Genomic DNA, 20440 nt, shown 5'->3' with positions numbered 1-20440 from the left:
TTTCTCTTAAACTCTTCCCCCATTTCATAAAGGAGAGCTGACAGATGAACCGTAAAGAAATAGATGAACGAGTCATTCAGCAATACATTAAGGACGAAGAAACAATGATTTTCATTTTTGCCCAATGGTGTATCAACAACGATCTTGATCCTGAATTACTCTATGAAAAAGCTTATCCTCACCAAGGGCGCAATCCAAAGCTTAAGAAAGCTTTAGAGCAGACGATATCAAAAAAAGAATCCGAATCTATTTCAGATGCTGCTCTAATCGAAGTATTATCAGTGTTTGGAAATGACGATCTAGCCTTTACTGTTGCCGAATATTTGAATGGATAACCACTTATAAAAGCGCTTACGCCAAGGGTTGGACAGTCAATTCATTTGACTATCCAAAAAATTCTGATAACATTATGTAAATATGAGCGATGGTTTAACACAGCCACGCTAATAATAAGACAATACAGGATGGTGAAATCGTGACATTACAACAGCAAAAAAATGATCATACGACTCCATTAAGGCGTGATGTCAATTTACTTGGCAACATGTTAGGAGATATTCTCGTCCATCACGGCGGAGAAAAATTACTTAATAAAGTCGAAAGTATCCGAAATCTAACAAAAGAACTTCGAAGAAGCCAGGACGTTGACACTTATGCTCAACTAAAAGAGGAGATTAAAGAGCTGGAACCTCCTCTTCGTTCTCAAGTCATCAGGGCCTTCTCCATTTATTTTCACCTCGTAAACATAGCTGAACAAAATCACCGGATCCGCCGACGCAGAGAGTATCAGCTGCGTGAGGATCACGGCGCACAGCCTTACTCACTAGAAAGTGCGGTATTAAATCTGAAGGAAAACAACATCGATAAAGATGTAATCCAGAATGTCCTGAACGATCTGTCACTGGAATTAATAATTACTGCCCACCCTACGGAAGCTACGAAGCGCACGGTGCTTGAAATCCAAAAACGCATCGCCGGACTTTTATTTAAACTGGACAACCCGCAGTTAACAAAAAATGAAAGAGAAAACCTTCAGGAAAGCTTATTTAACGAAGTAACCGTTCTTTGGCAGACGGACGAGCTGCGCCAGCGCAAGCCAACCGTAATGGATGAAGTACGTAATGGCCTGTACTATTTTGATCAGACGCTTTTCGATGTACTGCCTGACATTCACCAGGAATTAGAAAACCGCTTGGAGGAAGTTTTTCCTGATGAGGAATGGACTGTTCCTAACATCCTTCATTTCGGCTCCTGGATTGGCGGAGACCGTGACGGAAACCCGAACGTAACGCCTGACATAACGTGGGAAACATTAAAGAAACAGCGGAAGTTAATACTGAAAAAATATGATGTGGTTCTTATCGAATTAATGAAGAGGTTCAGCCACTCGACGACCCGCATAAATATAAGCGAAGATTTCATTCAGTCTGTGGCCGAAGGTGAAAGTATGCTTCCTAAAGATAAAGTTTGGAGAGCCGAAGGTGAAATCTATCGGAGGAAGTTTGCAGTTATCCTTGAGAGGCTGCGTCAGGTAGGCAAGTCAGACATTGGGTATGGAGCAGCAGAAGAGCTGCTGGAAGACTTATATGAGATTCAAAAATCTGTGAAGCAGCATCACCCGACGAAGCATGAACTCAAAATGCTTCAGAAGCTGATTCGCCAAGTTAAACTGTTTGGATTCCACCTGGCAACATTAGATATTAGAAACCATAGCGGAGAACACGAATCGGCAGTTGCAGAGCTTCTGCAAAATGTAGGAATCACAGAGAACTATACCGACCTTCCGGAAAATGAAAAAGTGAAACTTCTCGAAAGTGTCCTTAACGACCCGCGCCCAATTTCTTTATTAAATGAAGATTATTCTGAAGATACACAGGAAATGCTGAAAGTTTTCCACTTGATCCGCGATGCACACCGCGAATTTGGAAAGCGATCGATTCAGGTCTATCTCATCAGCATGACCGAATCTGCAAGTGACTTGCTGGAGGTCCTTGTACTGGCTAAGGAAGCCGGTATTTACCGTCTTCATACAAACGGTGAAGTGGAAAGTAATTTAAACGTGGCTCCCCTTCTCGAAACTGTCGATGATTTAAAAGCAGGACCTGAAATTCTAAAGACTCTTTTTGAAATGGATGTGTATCGTAAACATTTGCAGAACCTCGGCAGCCACCAGGAAATCATGCTCGGTTATTCTGATGGAAGTAAAGACGGCGGTACACTCACTGCGAACTGGAGACTTTATAAAGCACAGCAGGAGATTCACGACATGGCTAAAGAATATAACGTGGGGCTTAAGTTCTTCCACGGCCGCGGCGGATCTCTCGGAAGAGGCGGCGGACCACTCAACCGCAGCATTGCTTCTCAGCCGCTTGAAACTTTAGGCGATGGAGTGAAAATTACCGAACAAGGCGAGGTTTTATCCTCCCGCTATCTGCTAAAAGACATCGCTTACCGAAGCCTGGAACAGGGCATTTCCACACTGCTCGAAGGTGCGGCGCATATTTCTGAAGAAACAGAACAGGCCAACAGCTGGGAAGATCTCTGGGAAAATATTATGGAATCCTCAGCAAATGTTTCTTTAGAAAAATATCAGTCTCTCGTCTTTAAAGATGAAGACTTCCTCACCTACTTTAATGAAGTGACGCCTCTTCAGGAGATCAGTGAGTTAAACATTGGCTCCCGTCCTATGAAGAGAAAAGACAGCACGAAGTTTGAAAACTTACGAGCGATTCCGTGGGTGTTTGCCTGGACGCAAAACCGTCAGCTTATCCCTGCGTGGTATGCGGCAGGTACAGGGCTGAGTGAATTTTCAAACCAAAACGAAGAAAACTTAAGCCACCTCCAGAACATGTATAAGAATTGGCCGTTCTTCCGCTCTACTATCGATAATCTACAAATGGCCTTAACGAAAGCTGATATTTCCACTGCCAAAGAGTATACAGAGCTGGCCGGTGATAAGAGCATGGGCGAGCGAATTTTTAATAATATTGTAGAAGAATATGAAAAGACTAAGGAAATACTATTAAAAATTACAGGAGATAATGAATTACTGGATCACCAGCCGACAATTCAAGAATCAGTTAAGCTGCGGAACCCTTATGTAGATCCATTAAACTTCCTGCAAGTAGAGCTTATTAAGAGCTTAAGAAACCATGAAAACGGTCATGATGAATTGCTGACAGAAGTACTGCTCACCATCAGCGGAATTGCTGCCGGCCTTCGAAATACTGGCTGATGCAGAAAAAGCCCGGGGATCCCCCGGGCTTTTTTTATGTCTTTTTGATCTGGGTTTATGGGGGCGAAAAACACTCATCGCCTCCCTTAATTAACTTTCAATGCTTCAATATAACGCTGATAATAAGAATTTACGTTGTTTAACAGCAGCAGTTCAGTGTACAAATAACTCTTCATGTTAAAATCATTAAAATCAATATTTGTTAATTCCTGAATTTGTTTAATCCGGTAATTTAGCGTGTTGGGATGTATGAAAAGAGCGTTGGCCGTCAGTTTCCCCTTTCCATTATTGGCCAGATAAACTTCAAGCGTCTGCAGCAGATTTGTCTGTTTCTTAATATCATTGGCGATTAGACGCATTAAATCTTCACTATAATAGTCTTCTGAACTATTTTTTTCATAAAGGGCGGCTACATAACGATATATGCCCAGTTTAGCAAATTCTCTCGGCATCGTTTCAGGACGCGGTGTAATAAAGTTAGCGGTTTCAATTACTTCCAATGCTTCGAGAAAGCTTTTTCTTAAGTAATACAACGAAGTATACTCTTTCCCTATACCAATAAAGAAGGAATAGAACTTCTCCTCCCCAAATTTCTCCTTAACTTCCTGGATAAAATCTCTCGACAAGTCTCTTGATGAGAATTCCTCTTTTGCTTTTCCATGCAGCAGTAAAATCAGCTGAAATTCCGTTTTTAAGTAGTTCATCGGAAGAGAATTTGAAAAGGAGCTGATCGATTCTTCGAGGTAATCGAGTAAGTATTTATTAGATGGATCGGTAACAGAAAATACGGCTACTGAAAAACGGTCGGGAAGGGGGAGTTTTGCTAAAGAAGCTTCATGGCGGATTTGACTTTCACTCCCGTACTCATGATGAAGCAGCTTCCACAGTATTTCTTCCTTCTGTCCATCCTGGGCACTCGTCCGGGCATATACGTCATAAATCAGCTTCCCTAAATGGGGAGTGATCTCTTCTAAAAAAGTTAACTCCTCTTTTTCGAGGAGCTGGTCCGATTCCTGAACCCATATATAGCCCATTGTATGGCCGAGATGCTTCGCGGCTATTACAATCCGCTGATGGAAGCCTATCTCTTCTATCGGGTGTACTCTTATTGGGTCTGTATATTTTTCCAGTTTCTGTACGATCCCCTCTTTTTTCAGGCGGTCGATAATAAAAATCGGGCACTTTTTGGACAGAATGGTTTTTTGCTGTGTCTGATCGAACTCCTCAAAGGATGAACTATAGGATATCAGTTCAAAGTTTTTATTTTCAATGATGACAGGCTTTCCTAAATTCGAGCTGATCAGCTCTGTTGCTTTATGAATATCCTCTGCTTGCAGAATTAAATCCTTTATTTCCATAAACAAACCCCATACCTTTCGAGCTGTATATGATACGCTCACCTTATCATCCACTATTATATAGGGTTCTAAAGGAAAGAAAAAGAAAAAGCCACTAAAAAGAGCTTCCCCGCGAAGGGAAGCTCTTCTCATATTAATACATTTCTGATATAGTTTTCGCCTGCATATGAAGAGCCAGATAGTCTGGTCCTCCTGCTTTGGAATCGGTACCTGACATCTTAAAGCCGCCAAACGGCTGGTAACCAACGATTGCACCTGTGCAATTACGGTTGAAGTAAAGGTTACCTACATGAAAGTCTCTCTTCGCTTTCTCTAAGTGGTCACGGTTATCGGAAATCACCGCACCCGTCAGACCGTATTCCGTGTTATTTGCAATATCGATCGCTTCATCGAAGTTTTTCGCTTTTGTGAAGCAGACAACTGGTCCAAAGATTTCTTCCAGCTGCATGCGGGAATCCGATGCCAAGTCAGCAAAGATGGTCGGCTCGATGAAGTATCCTTTAGAGTCGTCGCCTTTCCCGCCAGTGACAAGACGACCCTCTTCTTTTCCTATCTCGATATAGCTCATCACTTTATCATAAGCACCCTGGTCGACAACTGGTCCCATGTACACATTCTCTTCAGAAGCATTGCCTAATGTCAGCTTTTCAGTCTTCTCTTTTACTTTGTCAAGCAGTTCATCATATACATCTTCATGTACAACCGCACGGGAACCTGAAGAACACTTCTGTCCGGAGAAACCAAACGCGGAAACGATAATAGCTTCTGCTGCGGTTTCCAAATTGGACTGATTATCCACTACTACTGTATCTTTACCGCCCATTTCGGCAATAACTTGCTTGATGTGCTGCTGACCGTCCTGAATTTTTGCCGCACGCTCAAGGATGCGTGTGCCCACTTCACGGGAACCTGTAAAAGAAATGAGTGAAGTTTTCGGGTGGTCAACAAGATAGTCGCCAACTTCTCCTCCGCTTCCCGGTACGAAGTTCAGAACTCCTTTTGGAAGACCTGCTTCTTCTAACACTTCTACGAATTTTGCTGCGACGACTGGACTGTTACTCGCCGGCTTCATAACTACCGTGCTTCCTGTAACGATCGGAGCTATCGTTGTACCTGCCATAATTGCGAACGCTAAGTTCCAGGGTGGGATAACAACCGCTACTCCCGTTGGTGTGTAAATATAACGGTTTTGTTCACCTGGGCGGCTCTCGATCGGCTTGCCGTCTTTTAACTCTATCATTTGTCTGCCGTAATACTCTAAGAAGTCGATGGCTTCGGCTGTATCAGCGTCTGCTTCCTTCCAAGGCTTGCCTACTTCATAGACGAGGTAAGCAGAAAATTCGTGCTTTCTTCTGCGAATGATGCTGGCCGCACGGAAAAGAATTTCAGCTCTTGCCCGCTCATCCCATTTTCTCCAATCTTCAAAAGCTTCAGCTGCCGATTGGATCGCTTTTTCAGCAATTTCCCGGTTCGCTTTTGATACAGTTCCTACCACCTGGCTTGTATCTGCCGGGTTTGTTGATACAATTGTTTCGTCGGTACGGATTCTTTCACCATTTACAAGCAGATCATGTGTCTGACCGAGTTCTTCTTTCACTTTTTTTAGAGCTTCTTCAAACGCTTTCTTATTTTCCTCTACTGTAAAATCTGTAAACGGCTCGTGCTTATAAGGTGTTACCATATTTAATCTCCCCTTTTCTTTATTTACTGAATATACCCTTTATAGCAAAGGCCACATTGGCCGGCCTCTCGGCTAAACGTCTCATAAAGTACCCATACCAGTCTTCCCCATATGGAAGATAGACACGGACTTTATATCCTTCTTTTACAAGTTCTTTCTGGGTTTCATTTCTCATCCCATACAGCATTTGGAATTCAAATTGCTCTTTAGGAATACCATGTTCTCTGGCCACTTCTTTTGTATAGGCAATCATCGCATCATCATGACTCCCGATTGCCGTATAATGCCCATTTACTAGATTGGTTTTGATCAGTCTTTTAAGATTTTTATCGACGTGTTCTTTATCAATAAAAGCTACCTTTCCTGACTCCTTGTAAGCGCCTTTAACGAGCCTTAAATAAGGCTGGCACTCATTTAGTGCCTGAAGGTCTTCTTCCGAGCGGTATAAATAAGACTGAATCACTGTACCTAAGTTTTTATACTTCTCTTTTAATTCCCTGTAGATTTCAAGAGTATCTCCACACCGAGTTGAATCTTCCATATCAATCGTAACGGTAATGTCATATTTTTTTGCTTCTTCTAAAATCAGCTTCATATTTTCCATGACTAAGTCACGATTAATATCTAAACCCAGGGACGTTAACTTAAGTGATACCTCTGAGTTTAATTCATGATGGGCAATCGAGTGAATGGACTCGATGCATTCATGAGTCCGCTCTCTGGCCTCCACCTCAGAATTCACAAATTCACCAAGGTGATCCACCGTTACATGCAGTCCGTCACGGTTGAGTTTTTGAATCAATGGAATTGCCTGGGAGAATGTTTCTCCTCCTACAATCTTGTCAGCCCCAAATCTTGCTCCAAAACGCTTTGCGAATCGATCTAATAATTTATTGTTAGAAAGAAACAAGAAGAAATTTTTACTTATGGCTTCCAAGATCATCACACCCTTTCCTGTCATTTAGCTGTGAGGACTGTCGGAGATGCGGTTATTTAATCTTAAGAATATTGTAACGATTAATGTCGATTTTCGGCAACGTGTAGAAAAACCAATCTTTACGGCAGAATTTTGTGTGGGAAGCACAACAAAATCAGGTTTAACGAAACCTTTGATCGTGTAAGGGGATACATCACAAAAAAAGAAAGCACAATCCATAAAGAGAATTGCGCTTTCTTCTAGAATTTCTTCATATTAAACTGAGCATTTAACTGACCGCGGATCATATGGTCCCTTACACCTCTCTTCTTACTGTCACTGAGAAGCTCCTGTTTAATTTCGTACGTCTGGATTCCTTCCTCCCGCTTATCCGCAATCTCCATTAATAGTTCTACATCTGTGAACGAATACTTCCTTGTCCCTCGTGCAGTTCGTTCCGGAAAAATCAGCCCTCTAGACTCATAGTAACGAATCATCCGGGCAGATAAACCCGTTAATTCATTTACAATTCCGATCGTAATGACTTTCTTATCTTTGTAAGAAGACATATTTTACTCCTTTTATCTATGGGATTTATAGACCTGACCGGCGGCTCACTTTTTCAGCCATATATTGAAGCTGACTCACTGTAAAAGAGGTGTAGTGACTCTCTGAAGGCTGCAGAATACCGGCATCAATCAATGTGGTAATATAAAAGTGTTTCATTTCATAGACCGCTTTTCGAAGATTATTTGGTTCTTTAATATCCATTAACCAGCTGCTTTCTTCTTCCCAATCGTTAACTCTTTTGTCGTTCAATACGTAAACCTCCCTTAAAAATTCTTCACTAACGACAGGATTTACGGAATATGGATTGCCAGCGTATTCTCTGGATGAACAAGTATCTAAGTTGGATTATGTCTATCATAAAGTATTTTTTTTACAATGTCAGTCTTTATGTAAGAAAACCTGACACAACTTATTAAAGATTACTTCTAAAGTGTTATAAATCCTTACATAAAAAAGCACTCCTTACAAGAAGGAGTGCTTTTTTCCTATTTCATCAGTGGTAGCCATTAACTACCTCATCCAGTTTTCCAGTCTCTGGATCTATAACTAATTCTTGAACCGGTGTGCTTCCTATAAATATAAAAATCTCTATCTAATACTATTACCTTTCTGATCCGAATTTGAAAAGGGGAGCTGTTCCCCTGTCAGATGACTGAATAACTCATCCTTTTAGACCATGTGTTCGCCATTATTTTAGCCTATAATAAAGATAATACATGTTTTATCCCATTTCATCCATTTATGTCCAGTGTCGATAATTTAAAAGGAGGCAGATTAATGAGTAAAATTAGACTAATTCCTTATGAGATTGACGAAATCTATGAGTCTACCACAGAGGTACCAGAAGGTGTACACCTCATTCAAGCTCCTGATGCATGGGAAGAAGCCGAACAAGGAAAAGGAAACGTCATCGCGATTATTGATACAGGCTGTCAGACTGATCACCCTGATCTCAAAGACCGAATTGTTGGCGGGCGTAATTTTACCGACGATTACAACGGGGATGAAAACAATTATGAAGATAATAACGGACATGGCACCCATGTCGCGGGAACAGTTGCCGCTTCTCCCGTGCAGGATAACGGTGTTTACGGTGTAGCTCCATCGGCAGACTTGCTAATTATTAAAGTACTGAGCGAGGATGGAAGCGGTGAATATCAGTGGATAATCGACGGTATCCATTATGCCATTGACTGGGAAGGCAAAAACGGTGAAAAAGTACGCGCCATCTCCATGTCACTTGGTGGCCCGACAGATATTCCTGAACTATATGAAGCTGTAAAAAGAGCCGTTGATGAAAAGATTTCTGTTGTCTGTGCAGCAGGAAATGAAGGCGATGACCGTCACGATACGAATGAACATGGGTATCCTGGTGCCTACAATGAAGTCATTCAGGTCGGCGCGATTAACTTTAAAAAGGAAATTGCTCCTTTTAGCAACTCTAATGATGAAATTGACGTCGTTGCTCCCGGTGTCAACATTTTATCTACGTACTTAGAGGGCAAATATGCCAAGTTATCCGGTACTTCGATGGCGACCCCTCATGTATCAGGCGCTCTGGCCCTGGTCGCAAATATTTCAGAAAAACAGTTTAACCGAAGACTTACGGAAGCAGAATTATATGCCCAGCTGGTACGCCGCACTGTGCCGCTTGGCTATCCTAAATCTGCAGAAGGGAACGGTTTATTAGCTTTAGACATATTAAACCAGTTTGAAAGACTTTTTCAATCCTTCACTCAAACGTATAAGTCCGTTTCATCAGATAAAATCCGCCCGGCCATCAAACGCAGCTAATACAAAAACCGCCTGTTCCTTTCATTCGAACGGGCGGTTTAATTATTTCCTGTAATCATCGAGAAAATCTTTTTGAAAGCTTGTCGTCACATGGTTGTCTGACCTATTTTCGAGCTTTTTAAACGTTTGGGGTCCGAACTTTTCAGAAAGGGTATCGACAGCTTTATATAATTTTTCTTTTTTGGCTTGTTCTTCATAATTAAAGAGATTCAGCTGCTGACTGACTTCAGCCTCCTCAGCTAGATCCTGTGCGGTTATCCCTAGAAGCCGGACCGGTGATTGATTCCAATGCTCATCAAATAACTGCATGGCCATTTGAAAAAGGTCTTCTTTACGGCTGATATAATCGGAAAGCTGCCGGCTTCTCGTCACCGTTTTTCTGTCGTGATAACGAATCATGATCTGAATGTTTCGTGCAAACACTTTTTTATTCTTCATCCGGGCTTCTACTTTTGATGAGAGCCGGTGAAAGACCTGGCGGACCTCGTAGTCGTCTGTTGTATCCTGCGCTAACGTTGTGGAAGTCCCGATACTTTTAAATTCGTGGACGGCTTCCGGGTCTACCGGACGGTCATCTGCTCCATTGGCCCGGTTTTGAAGGCGTTCTCCATTAATGCCGAGAATCTGTTTTAATTCAAAAACTGGATGATGTGCTAAATCCCCGATCGTATTTATCTTGAGTCTCCTTAGCTTTTCGGCTGTTTTTTCGCCGACTCCATACATCTCTTCAATCGGCAGCACCCATAATTTTGTTGGCAGGTCTCTTTTTCTTAAGATCGTAATTCCCATCGGTTTTTTCATATCCGAAGCCATTTTAGCCAGGAATTTGTTAGGAGCAATTCCGATGCTGCAAGGGAGATCAAGTTCATCTTTAATTTTCTGTTGAATATATCGAGCGAGTTCCGGAGGTGTCCCTTTTTCATGGCAGTCTGTGATATCCATGTACCCTTCATCGATGGATACCGGCTGAATGACCTCTGTAACCTCAGATAATATTTTAAACATTTCCTTCGAGGCCGCCCTGTACCTTTCAAACTTCGGCTTTCTCACAATTAAATCCGTGCACAGCCTTCTGGCTTCACCGACAGGCATGGTTGTTTTCACTCCAAACTTTCTCGCCTCGTAGCTGCTTGTTACAACGATTCCCCGCCGTTCCTCAGGATTCCCCGCGATCGCTAACGGCTTCCCTTTTAATGAAGGATCATACGCCATCTCTACGGAGGCATAAAAACTATTCATATCGACGTGAAAGATGACACGGCCATTCTTTGGGTACCATTTAGACATGGAAATCCTTCCTTTTTTTCGAACGTTCGTTCTTATATTATATCATAAAATCAAATAGCTGAAAGCTCATAAAAAAGCAGGGAGGCTTTTACACCCCTGACTCAACTAGTGTAAAAGCATCATTACATACAGTATTTCTTCCATTCGCAAGAGCGAACACCGTTTTACTTTCCTGCGGCCCTGCATGATGTGGGGCGCTCAGTGTTGCACATGACGTGCCGAACTTAATCGAACATCCTCTTTCCTAATTGAGCTACCCGCGCTGCTCCGGGGTCTTTGCAGGCCGCTTTAAGCAGGAGTTCCGCCGATTTCCATGGCTGCTTCCATGTTACTAACCGCAGCAACTATCTTTATGAAGAGCCGAAAAGGAAAAATCCCTCGGAAATTATTATTTCTTCGAGGGATTTCATATTATAAAGGTGCTTTTTAGGACACCCTTTTTATTACTGTCTGGCTGTCTCTTGGATAATGGAGGTGACAAGCTCTGCCGCTTTCTCCAATTCTTCAATCGGCATTCGTTCTTTTGTCGTATGGATTTCTTCATAACCCACAGCAAGATTTACCGTCGGGATTCCAAAGCCTGCAATAATATTCGCATCGCTTCCTCCCCCGCTCGTTAATAATTCGCTTTCTCGTCCGATGTTTTTTGCAGCTGCTCTCGCTATTTCTACTACCTGATCACCGGCTTGATGCTTAAAACCAGGGTACATTACTTGAATATCCAGTTCCACTTCTCCGCCCATTTCCTCTGCGGTTTCAGTAAATGCCTTCTTCATTTTTTCCACCTGGGCTTCCATTTTTTCCGTAACTAAAGAACGAGCTTCAGCAATAATCTCGACGTAGTCGCAGACAATATTCGTCTGTTGCCCGCCTTCGAAACGACCGATATTTGCCGTGGTCTCATCATCAATGCGGCCTAAAGGCATCTTTGCGATCGCTTTAGAAGCCAGAGTGATAGCTGAAATTCCTTTTTCAGGCGCTACCCCGGCATGTGCTGTTTTGCCTTTAACAACCGCTTTTATTTTCGCCTGCGTTGGTGCAGCAACAATGATATTTCCGACTTGTCCATCACTGTCAATCGCATAGCCGAATTTAGCTTTTAAGTGCTCCTGATCGAGAGCTTTCGCACCGACAAGTCCGCTCTCTTCGCCCACTGTAATAACAAATTGCAGATCACCGTGTTCGATGTTTTGCTCTTTAAGCGTTCGGATCGCTTCAAAAATAGCTGCAATCCCCGCCTTATCATCAGCACCTAAGATTGTCGTTCCATCTGTTACAACATAGCCATCTTTTACTGACGGCTTAATTCCCTTCCCTGGAACTACTGTGTCCATGTGGGAAGTAAAATAAATCGTGTCGATTCCTTCTTTATTTCCTTTAAGGCTGCAGATCAGGTTTCCTGCTCCGTGTTCTGTTTTTGATTTAGCATCATCTTCGATAACCTCTAAACCAAGGTCTTCAAATTTCTTCGTTAATACTTTTGCTATGTTACCTTCATCTTTCGTTTCAGAATCAATCTGAACGAGTTCTAAAAATTCTTCTAATAAGCGTTCGTTATTAATTTCCACCTTGTATCGGTGCCCCTTTCTTTGTCTATGCACTCCACTAAGTACGTTAGCTTAAGCTTGTGTAAGCTGTCAATTATAGTGGAATGTTTCCATGTTTTTTATAGGGACGTTCCTCGTGTTTGTTCTTCAGCATATCAAGAGCCTGGATCAGTTTAACTCTCGTCTCACGCGGATCAATAACGTCATCTATCATTCCAAGGCCTGCGGCCACATAAGGATTTGCAAATCTTTCCCTGTATTCATTAATCTTGGCTTGTCTTGTCTCTTCAGGATGATCGCTTTCTGAAATTTCTTTTGCAAAGATAATATTAGCAGCTCCTTCTGGGCCCATAACAGCAATTTCAGCATTCGGCCACGCATATACAAGGTCTGCCCCGATCGATTTACTGTTAAGAGCCACATATGCACCGCCATATGCTTTACGTGTAATTACAGTCAGCTTTGGAACCGTTGCTTCAGAATACGCGTATAAAATTTTCGCCCCATGACGAATGATGCCTCCATGCTCCTGTTTAATCCCCGGGAAAAACCCTGTCACGTCTTCAAAGGTAATGATCGGGAGGTTAAAAGAGTCACAAAAGCGGATAAAACGTGCAGCTTTATCACTTGAATTAATATCGAGGCCGCCTGCCATATATTTCGGCTGATTGGCTACAAGACCAATCGTCTGTCCTTTTAACCGGGCAAAACCGACGACAATATTTTTAGCGAAGTCTTTGTGAATCTCAAAGAAAGATTCTTCATCGGCCACTTCATTGATTACTTCCCTGACATCATAAGGGCGGACCGGGTCAAATGGAATTTTGTCGGCTAAATTCGGAAGATAATCATCATCCTCATTAGTTTCTGCAAGCGGCGGCTTCTCCTTACTGTTTGCCGGGAGATACTCAATCAGATTCCGGACAGCATCAAGAGCACCTGCTTCATCTTCTGCTTTAATGTGGGCATTGCCGCTCAGGGTATTGTGTATATGAGCTCCTCCTAGATCCTCTGAGCTTATTTTCTCACCAGTCACGGTTTCAATAACCTTTGGACCTGTAATAAACATTTGAGAAGTTTTCTCCACCATAATAACGAAGTCAGTAATTGCTGGAGAATAAACAGCACCGCCGGCACATGGGCCCATAATGACACTAATCTGCGGAATGACGCCGGAATAAATGGAATTACGGTAAAAAACCTGTCCATAGCCGTCTAACGAGGACACACCTTCTTGAATTCTGGCGCCGCCTGAATCGTTTAAGCCGATAAAGGGAGTGCCGTTTTTCACTGCTAAGTCCATAACGGCTGCAATTTTTTTCGCATGCATTTCTCCAAGCGCTCCGCCAAACACTGTAAAGTCCTGAGCAAATAAGTAAACAGACCGTCCGTTCACCTTGCCGTAGCCAGTGACGACTCCTTCACCCGGAGCCTTTTTGCCATTCATGCCAAAATCGTCATGGCGATGCTCAATAAAAGGATTTAATTCAACAAATGACCCTTCATCCACTAAGTAATCAATTCGCTCTCTGGCAGTCCATTTGCCTTTCTCATGCTGCTTGTCAATCCGCTCGTCACCACCACCGAGCTGAACTTGTCTTCTTTTATCATATAATTCGTTTATCTTATCGTACATATCCATTCAACTAATCCTCCTGATTTGGTTGACATAGCTCAAACATGACGCCTCCGGCTGCCTTTGGATGCAGGAAAGCTACCTGGCTGTCATGTGCTCCTTTTTTCGGTTCGTTATGAATCAGGGACACCCCTTCTTCTTCATATTGTTTGAGTCTTGAAGCAATATCATCCACCTCTAAAGCGATATGGTGAATACCTTCTCCTCTTTTAGTGATAAATTTTCGAACGGGAGATTCATCGCTGGTCGGTTCTAAGAGCTCAAACCTGCTCTCTCCGATCCGTAAAAAAGCTACTCTTACCTGCTCGGATTCCACCTCTTCCACAGACTCTAATTGCAAGCCGAGCGTGTTCTGGTAAAAAGGCAAAGCGCTTTCAATACTTTCTACAGCAATTCCGATATGGGACACTTTCTTAGGTGCCTCCCGTGCTTCATGATTCATTAACTGTTTAATATAGACCGCAATTGCATCGGTCGGTGAACCGCTTGTGAAAATCTTCTGCACACCGCTCTCTTCAAGAAAAGGGATATCTTCCGCCGGAATCACCCCTCCCCCAATCACAGGAATATCAGAAGCATTCTCCACAGCGAGAGCTTCGACCACTTTAGGAAATAGTGATTTATGTGCACCGGAAAGCGACGAAAGACCGACGACGTCGACATCCTCCTGAACAGCTGCCCTCGCAATTTGAACAGGGGACTGCCTGAGCCCCGTATAAATCACTTCCATACCATGATCCCGTAACGCTTGAGCGATAATAAGAGCACCCCGGTCGTGCCCGTCTAGACCTGGTTTTGCTATCAATACCCGTATTGGTTGTTTCATTCCCCATCCACCTTCCTACATTCCCGTATATTCGCCAAATTCTTTCCTAAAAACATTGGCAATCTCGCCAACGGTGGCGTAGGCTTTTACAGCTTCCACGATATATGGCATGACATTTTCACTACCTGCTGAAGCCTGTTTTAAAGCCTGCAAGCATTCATTTACTTTTTCCTGCTGGCGGTTGTCCCTAATTTGTTTCGTCTGCTCGACCTGCTCAAACTCGAGCTGTTCATCCACTTTTAATAAGTCTGGGTTTATTTCTTCATCTAACTTGTAGTCATTTAAGCCCACCACGATATCCTCTTTCGCCTCGATCCGTTTCTGGGCATCATAGGCTGACTGGTGAATTTCGCGCTGCATATATCCTTCTTCAACAGCTTGAACAGCGCCTCCCATTTCTTGAATGCGTTCTAAGTATTGTCCGGCTTCCTTCTCAATTTGATCCGTAAGTGCTTCCACATAATAAGAGCCTCCGAGCGGGTCAACGGTATCTGCCACTCCGCTTTCCTGTGCAATAATCTGCTGGGTTCTTAAAGCGATTCGCGCTGAATCTTCTGTCGGAAGCGCTAAAGCTTCGTCTTTAGAATTCGTATGAAGACTCTGTGTCCCTCCCATAACGGCCGCTAATGCCTGCATCGTTACTCTGACAATATTGTTATCAGGCTGCTGGGCGGTCAGTGTACTGCCTCCAGTCTGGGTATGGAACCGCATTTTCCAACTCTTTGGATTAGATGCTTTGTAATGATCTTTCATTATTTTTGCCCAAATCCTGCGAGCCGCTCTAAACTTAGCCGCTTCCTCAAAAAATTGATTGTGCGCATTGAAGAAGAAGGCAAGACGTGGTGCAAACTGGTCTACCTCTAAACCTGCCTCTATGGCAGCATCTACATAAGCCATTCCGTTGGCAATCGTAAAAGCAACTTCTTGGACGGCTGTTGAGCCTGCTTCACGGATATGGTATCCGGAAATACTAATTGTATTAAATTTAGGGAGGTTTTGCTGACAGTAGGCAAAAATGTCAGTAATTAATCGCATCGAGGGTTTTGGCGGATAAATATATGTACCTCTTGCGATATATTCTTTTAAGATATCGTTTTGGATCGTGCCCGTTAACTGTTCCGGCTTTACTCCTTGTTTTTCACCAACAGCAATATACATAGCAAGCAGAATGGAAGCTGGGGCATTGATTGTCATCGATGTACTTACTTGATCGAGTGGAATCCGGTTAAAAAGCGTTTCCATATCTTCTAATGAATCAATGGCCACTCCGACTTTACCGACTTCCCCCTCTGCCATAGGATCATCGGAATCATATCCAATCTGAGTCGGTAAATCAAAAGCTACAGATAATCCCGTTTGTCCCTGCTCCAATAAGTAGCGAAAGCGTTTGTTCGTTTCTTTTGCTGAGCCGAACCCTGCGTACTGCCGCATTGTCCAATAGCGGCTGCGGTACATCGTCGGCTGGATTCCCCGCGTATATGGATACTGCCCCGGAAAGCCAAGCTTCTCTTCATACACTTGCGTCGGCTCCTCGGGACTGTATAAACTTTCAATTAATATTTCAGAACTCGTTTGAAACTTCTCTTTTCTTTCAGGAAATCGTTCTGTAATTTTTAATACATCTTGTTTCCACTTTTCTTTACCTGTTTTTCGTGGCGTCTCACTCATTTAATATACCCCCTCATTTAAAGGTCTATTTCTAGCATAACAGAAATAAAGCGCTTACGTTTTTAAATATTATTTTAATTCACAATCTTATTTTAATCTATTTCTGCCCCTTGTCCAAATGTTAGAATTCCTTTAAAATAACGGTAGTAGGTAACGAAGGAGGTTACAATACCTTGGCTAAGAAAAAATCGAAACGCGAAAAACGAATGAAAATTATCATTTATTTAATGATTCTTTCCATGTTTTTATCGAGCCTTCTGGCAGGAGCGAGCTTCTTCTTGTAAGTTAGCGCCTATATAAAGCAAAAACCGAGAGCCTCTATGGACTCTCGGTTTTTTTATAGATATCTGAATGTGGCACCTATTATAAAATAGTTTTCCACTGTTCTGTTTCCCAGTTATTATAAATCTCTTCATAATTGGAATTATCGTCAACGATCATAATTTTTGACCCCTCTTCAACCATCGTATACAGTTTTTCTACTTCATCATTTTTCATGCGAATACAGCCTGCTGAAACCGATCCTCCGATCGATGAAGGGTTATTTGTGCCATGGACTCCGTATATACGTCCATCGGTTCCTTCCGCGTCAAATCCTATCCACCGGCTTCCTAATGGATTTTTAGGATCCCCTCCAGGGATATCTTTTTTACGGTAATAGGGGTCTACAGCTTTTACTTTTACTGTGTATTCTCCCTCGGGTGTCAATTCCTTCGTTTTTCCTGTTGCTACTTTTGATTTATACATTTGTTCCCCATATTGATAAACCACCAGTTCATGGGTGGATTTATTAACGATTATAAGCGTCTCTCCCGTGACTGCAGGGGGGACAAATAAGGAGAAAAACAGCAGCATCGTATTGAGCAGAAGCATGATAAGTTCATCCTTTTTTCAAAGTATCCCTCGAATACTCAGCTCCTATACATCGCTCTTCTTAAAGGAACGTTTAATAATCAAATACTCCTCAATTTCGTTGAGTAAATGAAATAAACTGGCTCGGATTTCAAATTCTTCCCTTGTAGCAGGGAGTTCTTTCTGCTTGAACTCTTCTCTTAAGATTTTCAGCTTCTTCAAGTAGATAACGGCTGTATTCCCGGGATTCACCCCTTCAGAGAGCTCCTCAAAAAACTCAGCGATCTTTAAGGAATTTTCATGAGTGCCGGAAATACGAGTCACTAATGGCAGCATCCTCTCAAGCAATTCGAACTGTTTCGTTCTCATATGGAAATAATGATAATAAGGATTGTGGCTTCTCAGTAAATGGTTTTCCACATCGCGAAAAGAAAGCGCCTTAGCTTTTTCTATAAGTGCTGCTGTTTCAGTAATTTCTTTCCCGGTCCAGCCTTCATTGCCTTCGCGAAGAAAGCTCGCGATTTCTTTAAGAATAGCAGCGAAATTATTTTCGATTTCACTCTGATAATTCTCAAGCTTTCCTTCGAGGCTTGGCATATAAAGATTGAGTAATAGAGCTGTTCCAATCCCCACTACAATTAACAGCAGTTCGTTCCATATGATGGCAAGCCCGATTGACTGAGCAGTATATAAATGAAGGATAATAACCGAGCTCGTTACAATACCCGGTGTCACTTTCAGCCAGACGGTCGTCGGAATAAATAGAAACAGCATAAGCCCGATTGATAAAGGGTGATAACCTAGCAGTTCAAAAAATAAAAATGAGTAAATAATAGCTACCATACAGGCAGCAAACCGGTGCCAGGCTGAAAGAAATGAGCGTTTCCTCGTAATTTGAATGCACAGTATCGTTAAAATACCGGCTGAAGCAAAGTTCTCTAGTTCTAGCAAGGTAGCTATCCATATGGCTAGAGGAGTGCCAATAGCCGTCTTAATTGTTCTATAACCTATTTTCAATGAATCGTGTCACCTCATCTGCGAAATAAAAGAGGACCTTTGTGTAAAACAAAGATCCCCATCTTTTAAATATTTCTTACACTTCTTCACAGTATTCTTCGAAGCTGCGCTGCAGCTTTCCAATAACTTCCATCGGTTCGAAACCTTCAATATCATGTCTTTCGACCATTGTTTGAATCTTTCCGTCTTTTAATAGTGCAAATGACGGCGAGGATGGCGGATAGCCTTCAAAGTATTCGCGCGCCTTTTCAGTGGCCTCTCTGTCCTGGCCTGCAAAAACTGTAACAAGCTGGTCCGGGCGCTTATCATAATGGATCGCATGAGCTGCTGCAGGACGTGCAATTCCTCCGGCACAGCCGCATACAGAATTAATCATTACAAGAGTTGTCCCTTTTTTATTTAAAGCTTCATCTACTTGTTCAGGTGTTGTTAATTCCTGATAACCCGCCTGTGTAATTTCTTCTCTAGCTTTACTGACAACATCATTCATATAAATATTGAAATCCATGTAAATGGCCCCTTTTCTTAAGTACTATCCACAGTTTACCAAGATTTTTAAAGGCTTTCAATTTAAGTCGCCAGAGATTTTAAATAAGTTGTAAGATTAAAGACACTCTTAAATTCTTCTACGAACTAGTAGCGACAATTTACTTAACACTAAATAATCAAATAAAAGGATAGAAAAAGGGCTGCTCCCATTAGCCCTCTTTAGACTTTTGGAACAGCTCCCTGTCTCTTAATATACAGATGTATTGTCTTTATTCATATTCTCTAAAATCTCTTTAACACGCGCCAGGAAGTTCCCAGCGACTAATCCATCAAGCACACGGTGATCTAAAGACAGGCATAGATTTACCATATCTCGTGCACCAAACATGCCGTCCTGGTATACCGGCTTCTTCACGATGGACTCCACCTGCAGAATGGCTGCCTGAGGATGGTTGATGACTCCCATTGACTGGATGGAACCAAAGGAGCCTGTGTTGTTTACTGTAAAAGTTCCGCCTTCCATATCTTTTGAAGTCAGCTTTCCTTGGCGGGCCTTACCTGCTAAATCGGTAATATCTTTAGCAATCCCTTTAATGCTCTTTTCATCTGCATCTTTGATGACAGGAACAAATAATTCATCATCCTTGGCAACAGCGATATTTAAGTTTATAGCTTTACGCTGGATGATCTTATCTCCCGCCCACGTACTATTGAGCTGCGGGTACTCTTTTAATGCCTGAGATACAGCTTTTACGAAGAAGGCAAAAAATGTTAAACTGAATCCTTCTTTTTGTTTAAATCCACTTTTCACCGAGTTACGAAGCTCAACAAGACCTGTAACGTCCACTTCTACCATCATCCAAGCATGCGGAATTTCGGTCGTAGACCTCACCATGTTTTGAGCGATCGCTTTACGTACACCCGTCACCGGTATTTCGATATCTCCTTCTGCTGTCTGAACGGCAGGAGACGGAGCTTGAGATTTAGCAGCAGCTTTGCTTTTTTCCTGCTTCGGTTCAGCAGGCTGAGAGGCCGAAGCTGGAATCTCACCGCTTGCAATAATCTTCTCGATATCTTTTCTCGTAATTCTTCCGCCGCGTCCTGAACCTTCCACATGATTTAGGTCGATATCATGTTCCTGGGCCAGCGTCATAACAGCAGGAGAATATCTCTTCTTATTCCCTTTATCTGCTGCAGGTTTTTCAGGCTGGATTTGTTTCTGCTCTTCCTTCGGCGGGGAAACAGGATCTTCGGTCACTGGTTCTGCTTTGGATTCTGCTTCATCTGCCTGATCAGCCGTTTTAGCACCTTCTACTTCGATATAGCACATCAATTCGCCAACAGCGATCGTTTCATCTTCTTTTGCGACAATTTCCTTAATCGTACCGGTAAATGAAGAAGGGACCTCTGCGTTTACTTTATCCGTCATAACCTCAGCAATCGGATCGTATTTCTTCACTTGATCGCCTGGCTCAACGAGCCAGGAACTGATCGTTCCTTCCGTTACGCTTTCACCAAGCTGAGGCATGTTAATCTTTTCTAATCCCACGGGCAGCTCCTCCTT

At 42.6% G+C, this 20440-nt stretch carries 18 protein-coding genes; 4 read left to right on the top strand and 14 right to left on the bottom strand.

Translation table 11 applies throughout. The features are described 5' to 3' along the window. Positions 1 to 44 precede the first annotated feature (44 nt). Positions 45 to 335 (top strand): hypothetical protein, encoded by a 291-nt coding sequence (locus tag HUS26_RS05640; protein ID WP_173916223.1) that lies wholly within the window; start codon positions 45 to 47, stop codon positions 333 to 335. A 137-nt stretch (positions 336 to 472) separates the two neighbouring features. After that, positions 473 to 3235, top strand: coding sequence for a phosphoenolpyruvate carboxylase (ppc, locus tag HUS26_RS05635; protein WP_173918751.1), 2763 nt, complete (start codon positions 473 to 475; stop codon positions 3233 to 3235). An 86-nt stretch (positions 3236 to 3321) separates the two neighbouring features. Here ppc and HUS26_RS05630 read toward each other — a convergent pair whose 3' ends face one another. From HUS26_RS05630 to HUS26_RS05610, 5 genes are all read right to left on the bottom strand, one after another. Beyond that, positions 3322 to 4593, bottom strand: a complete 1272-nt coding sequence (locus HUS26_RS05630; protein ID WP_173916222.1) for a CdaR family transcriptional regulator — start codon at positions 4591 to 4593, stop codon at positions 3322 to 3324. 133 nt (positions 4594 to 4726) lie between these two features. Next, complete coding sequence (gene pruA, locus HUS26_RS05625) at positions 4727 to 6274, bottom strand: L-glutamate gamma-semialdehyde dehydrogenase (protein ID WP_173916221.1); 1548 nt, start codon at positions 6272 to 6274, stop codon at positions 4727 to 4729. Between the two features lie 19 nt (positions 6275 to 6293). Further along, the gene (locus HUS26_RS05620) at positions 6294 to 7211 is read right to left on the bottom strand and encodes a proline dehydrogenase family protein (protein WP_371809554.1); all 918 of its coding nucleotides are present in this window, start codon (positions 7209 to 7211) and stop codon (positions 6294 to 6296) included. Positions 7212 to 7450: 239 nt separating this feature from the next. After that, the gene (locus HUS26_RS05615) at positions 7451 to 7759 is read right to left on the bottom strand and encodes a MerR family transcriptional regulator (RefSeq protein WP_173916219.1); all 309 of its coding nucleotides are present in this window, start codon (positions 7757 to 7759) and stop codon (positions 7451 to 7453) included. Between the two features lie 25 nt (positions 7760 to 7784). Continuing rightward, positions 7785 to 8009, bottom strand: a complete 225-nt coding sequence (locus HUS26_RS05610) for a hypothetical protein (protein WP_173916218.1) — start codon at positions 8007 to 8009, stop codon at positions 7785 to 7787. A 528-nt stretch (positions 8010 to 8537) separates the two neighbouring features. Here HUS26_RS05610 and HUS26_RS05605 point away from each other — a divergent pair. Further along, positions 8538 to 9554, top strand: coding sequence for a S8 family peptidase (locus HUS26_RS05605; RefSeq protein WP_173916217.1), 1017 nt, complete (start codon positions 8538 to 8540; stop codon positions 9552 to 9554). Positions 9555 to 9596: 42 nt separating this feature from the next. Here the strand turns inward: HUS26_RS05605 and HUS26_RS05600 are convergent, their stop codons facing one another. The 5 genes from HUS26_RS05600 to HUS26_RS05580 form a co-directional block, all read right to left on the bottom strand. After that, complete coding sequence (locus tag HUS26_RS05600) at positions 9597 to 10841, bottom strand: DNA polymerase IV (protein WP_173916216.1); 1245 nt, start codon at positions 10839 to 10841, stop codon at positions 9597 to 9599. Positions 10842 to 11284: 443 nt separating this feature from the next. Then, complete coding sequence (locus HUS26_RS05595; protein ID WP_173916215.1) at positions 11285 to 12409, bottom strand: M20/M25/M40 family metallo-hydrolase; 1125 nt, start codon at positions 12407 to 12409, stop codon at positions 11285 to 11287. A gap of 73 nt (positions 12410 to 12482) precedes the next feature. Next, entirely contained in the window at positions 12483 to 14030 is a 1548-nt protein-coding gene (locus HUS26_RS05590) for an acyl-CoA carboxylase subunit beta (protein ID WP_173916214.1), read from the bottom strand. Positions 14031 to 14034: 4 nt separating this feature from the next. Next, complete coding sequence (mce, locus tag HUS26_RS05585) at positions 14035 to 14850, bottom strand: methylmalonyl-CoA epimerase (RefSeq protein ID WP_173916213.1); 816 nt, start codon at positions 14848 to 14850, stop codon at positions 14035 to 14037. Between the two features lie 15 nt (positions 14851 to 14865). Then, complete coding sequence (locus HUS26_RS05580) at positions 14866 to 16518, bottom strand: methylmalonyl-CoA mutase (RefSeq protein WP_173916212.1); 1653 nt, start codon at positions 16516 to 16518, stop codon at positions 14866 to 14868. 173 nt (positions 16519 to 16691) lie between these two features. Between HUS26_RS05580 and prli42 the strand changes: the two genes are divergently transcribed. After that, positions 16692 to 16802, top strand: coding sequence for a stressosome-associated protein Prli42 (gene prli42 / locus HUS26_RS05575; RefSeq protein WP_245807718.1), 111 nt, complete (start codon positions 16692 to 16694; stop codon positions 16800 to 16802). 79 nt (positions 16803 to 16881) lie between these two features. Here prli42 and HUS26_RS05570 read toward each other — a convergent pair whose 3' ends face one another. The 4 genes from HUS26_RS05570 to HUS26_RS05555 all read right to left on the bottom strand — a co-directional run bounded on the left by HUS26_RS05570 (position 16882) and on the right by HUS26_RS05555 (position 20425). Continuing rightward, on the bottom strand, positions 16882 to 17391 hold the full coding sequence (locus tag HUS26_RS05570; protein ID WP_173916211.1) for a L,D-transpeptidase: 510 nt from the start codon (positions 17389 to 17391) through the stop codon (positions 16882 to 16884). Between the two features lie 45 nt (positions 17392 to 17436). Beyond that, a complete protein-coding gene (locus tag HUS26_RS05565; protein WP_173916210.1) occupies positions 17437 to 18387 on the bottom strand; it encodes an aromatic acid exporter family protein in 951 nt (316 codons plus the stop codon). Between the two features lie 76 nt (positions 18388 to 18463). Next, positions 18464 to 18901 (bottom strand): BrxA/BrxB family bacilliredoxin, encoded by a 438-nt coding sequence (locus HUS26_RS05560; protein ID WP_173918749.1) that lies wholly within the window; start codon positions 18899 to 18901, stop codon positions 18464 to 18466. A 222-nt stretch (positions 18902 to 19123) separates the two neighbouring features. Further along, the gene (locus tag HUS26_RS05555; protein ID WP_173916209.1) at positions 19124 to 20425 is read right to left on the bottom strand and encodes a dihydrolipoamide acetyltransferase family protein; all 1302 of its coding nucleotides are present in this window, start codon (positions 20423 to 20425) and stop codon (positions 19124 to 19126) included. Between the last annotated feature and the right edge of the window lie 15 nt (positions 20426 to 20440).

This window comes from Halobacillus sp. Marseille-Q1614 (assembly GCF_902809865.1).
Taxonomy (GTDB): domain Bacteria; phylum Bacillota; class Bacilli; order Bacillales; family Halobacillaceae; genus Halobacillus_A.
The sequence above is the reverse complement of the archived record's forward strand: the minus strand, read 5'-3'. Positions and strand labels throughout refer to the sequence as shown.

Bases quoted from the DNA above. Each gene is read 5' to 3' on its own strand.
- HUS26_RS05570 (WP_173916211.1), bottom strand. From the start codon at position 17,391: ATGCTTCTGCTCAATACGATGCTGCTGTTTTTCTCCTTATTTGTCCCC.
- HUS26_RS05580 (WP_173916212.1), bottom strand. From the start codon at position 16,518: ATGAGTGAGACGCCACGAAAAACAGGTAAAGAAAAGTGGAAACAAGAT.
- pruA (WP_173916221.1), bottom strand. From the start codon at position 6,274: ATGGTAACACCTTATAAGCACGAGCCGTTTACAGATTTTACAGTAGAG.
- HUS26_RS05605 (WP_173916217.1), top strand. From the start codon at position 8,538: ATGAGTAAAATTAGACTAATTCCTTATGAGATTGACGAAATCTATGAG.
- mce (WP_173916213.1), bottom strand. From the start codon at position 14,850: ATGAAACAACCAATACGGGTATTGATAGCAAAACCAGGTCTAGACGGG.
- HUS26_RS05600 (WP_173916216.1), bottom strand. From the start codon at position 10,841: ATGTCTAAATGGTACCCAAAGAATGGCCGTGTCATCTTTCACGTCGAT.
- HUS26_RS05590 (WP_173916214.1), bottom strand. From the start codon at position 14,030: ATGGATATGTACGATAAGATAAACGAATTATATGATAAAAGAAGACAA.
- HUS26_RS05630 (WP_173916222.1), bottom strand. From the start codon at position 4,593: ATGGAAATAAAGGATTTAATTCTGCAAGCAGAGGATATTCATAAAGCA.
- HUS26_RS05640 (WP_173916223.1), top strand. From the start codon at position 45: ATGAACCGTAAAGAAATAGATGAACGAGTCATTCAGCAATACATTAAG.
- HUS26_RS05615 (WP_173916219.1), bottom strand. From the start codon at position 7,759: ATGTCTTCTTACAAAGATAAGAAAGTCATTACGATCGGAATTGTAAAT.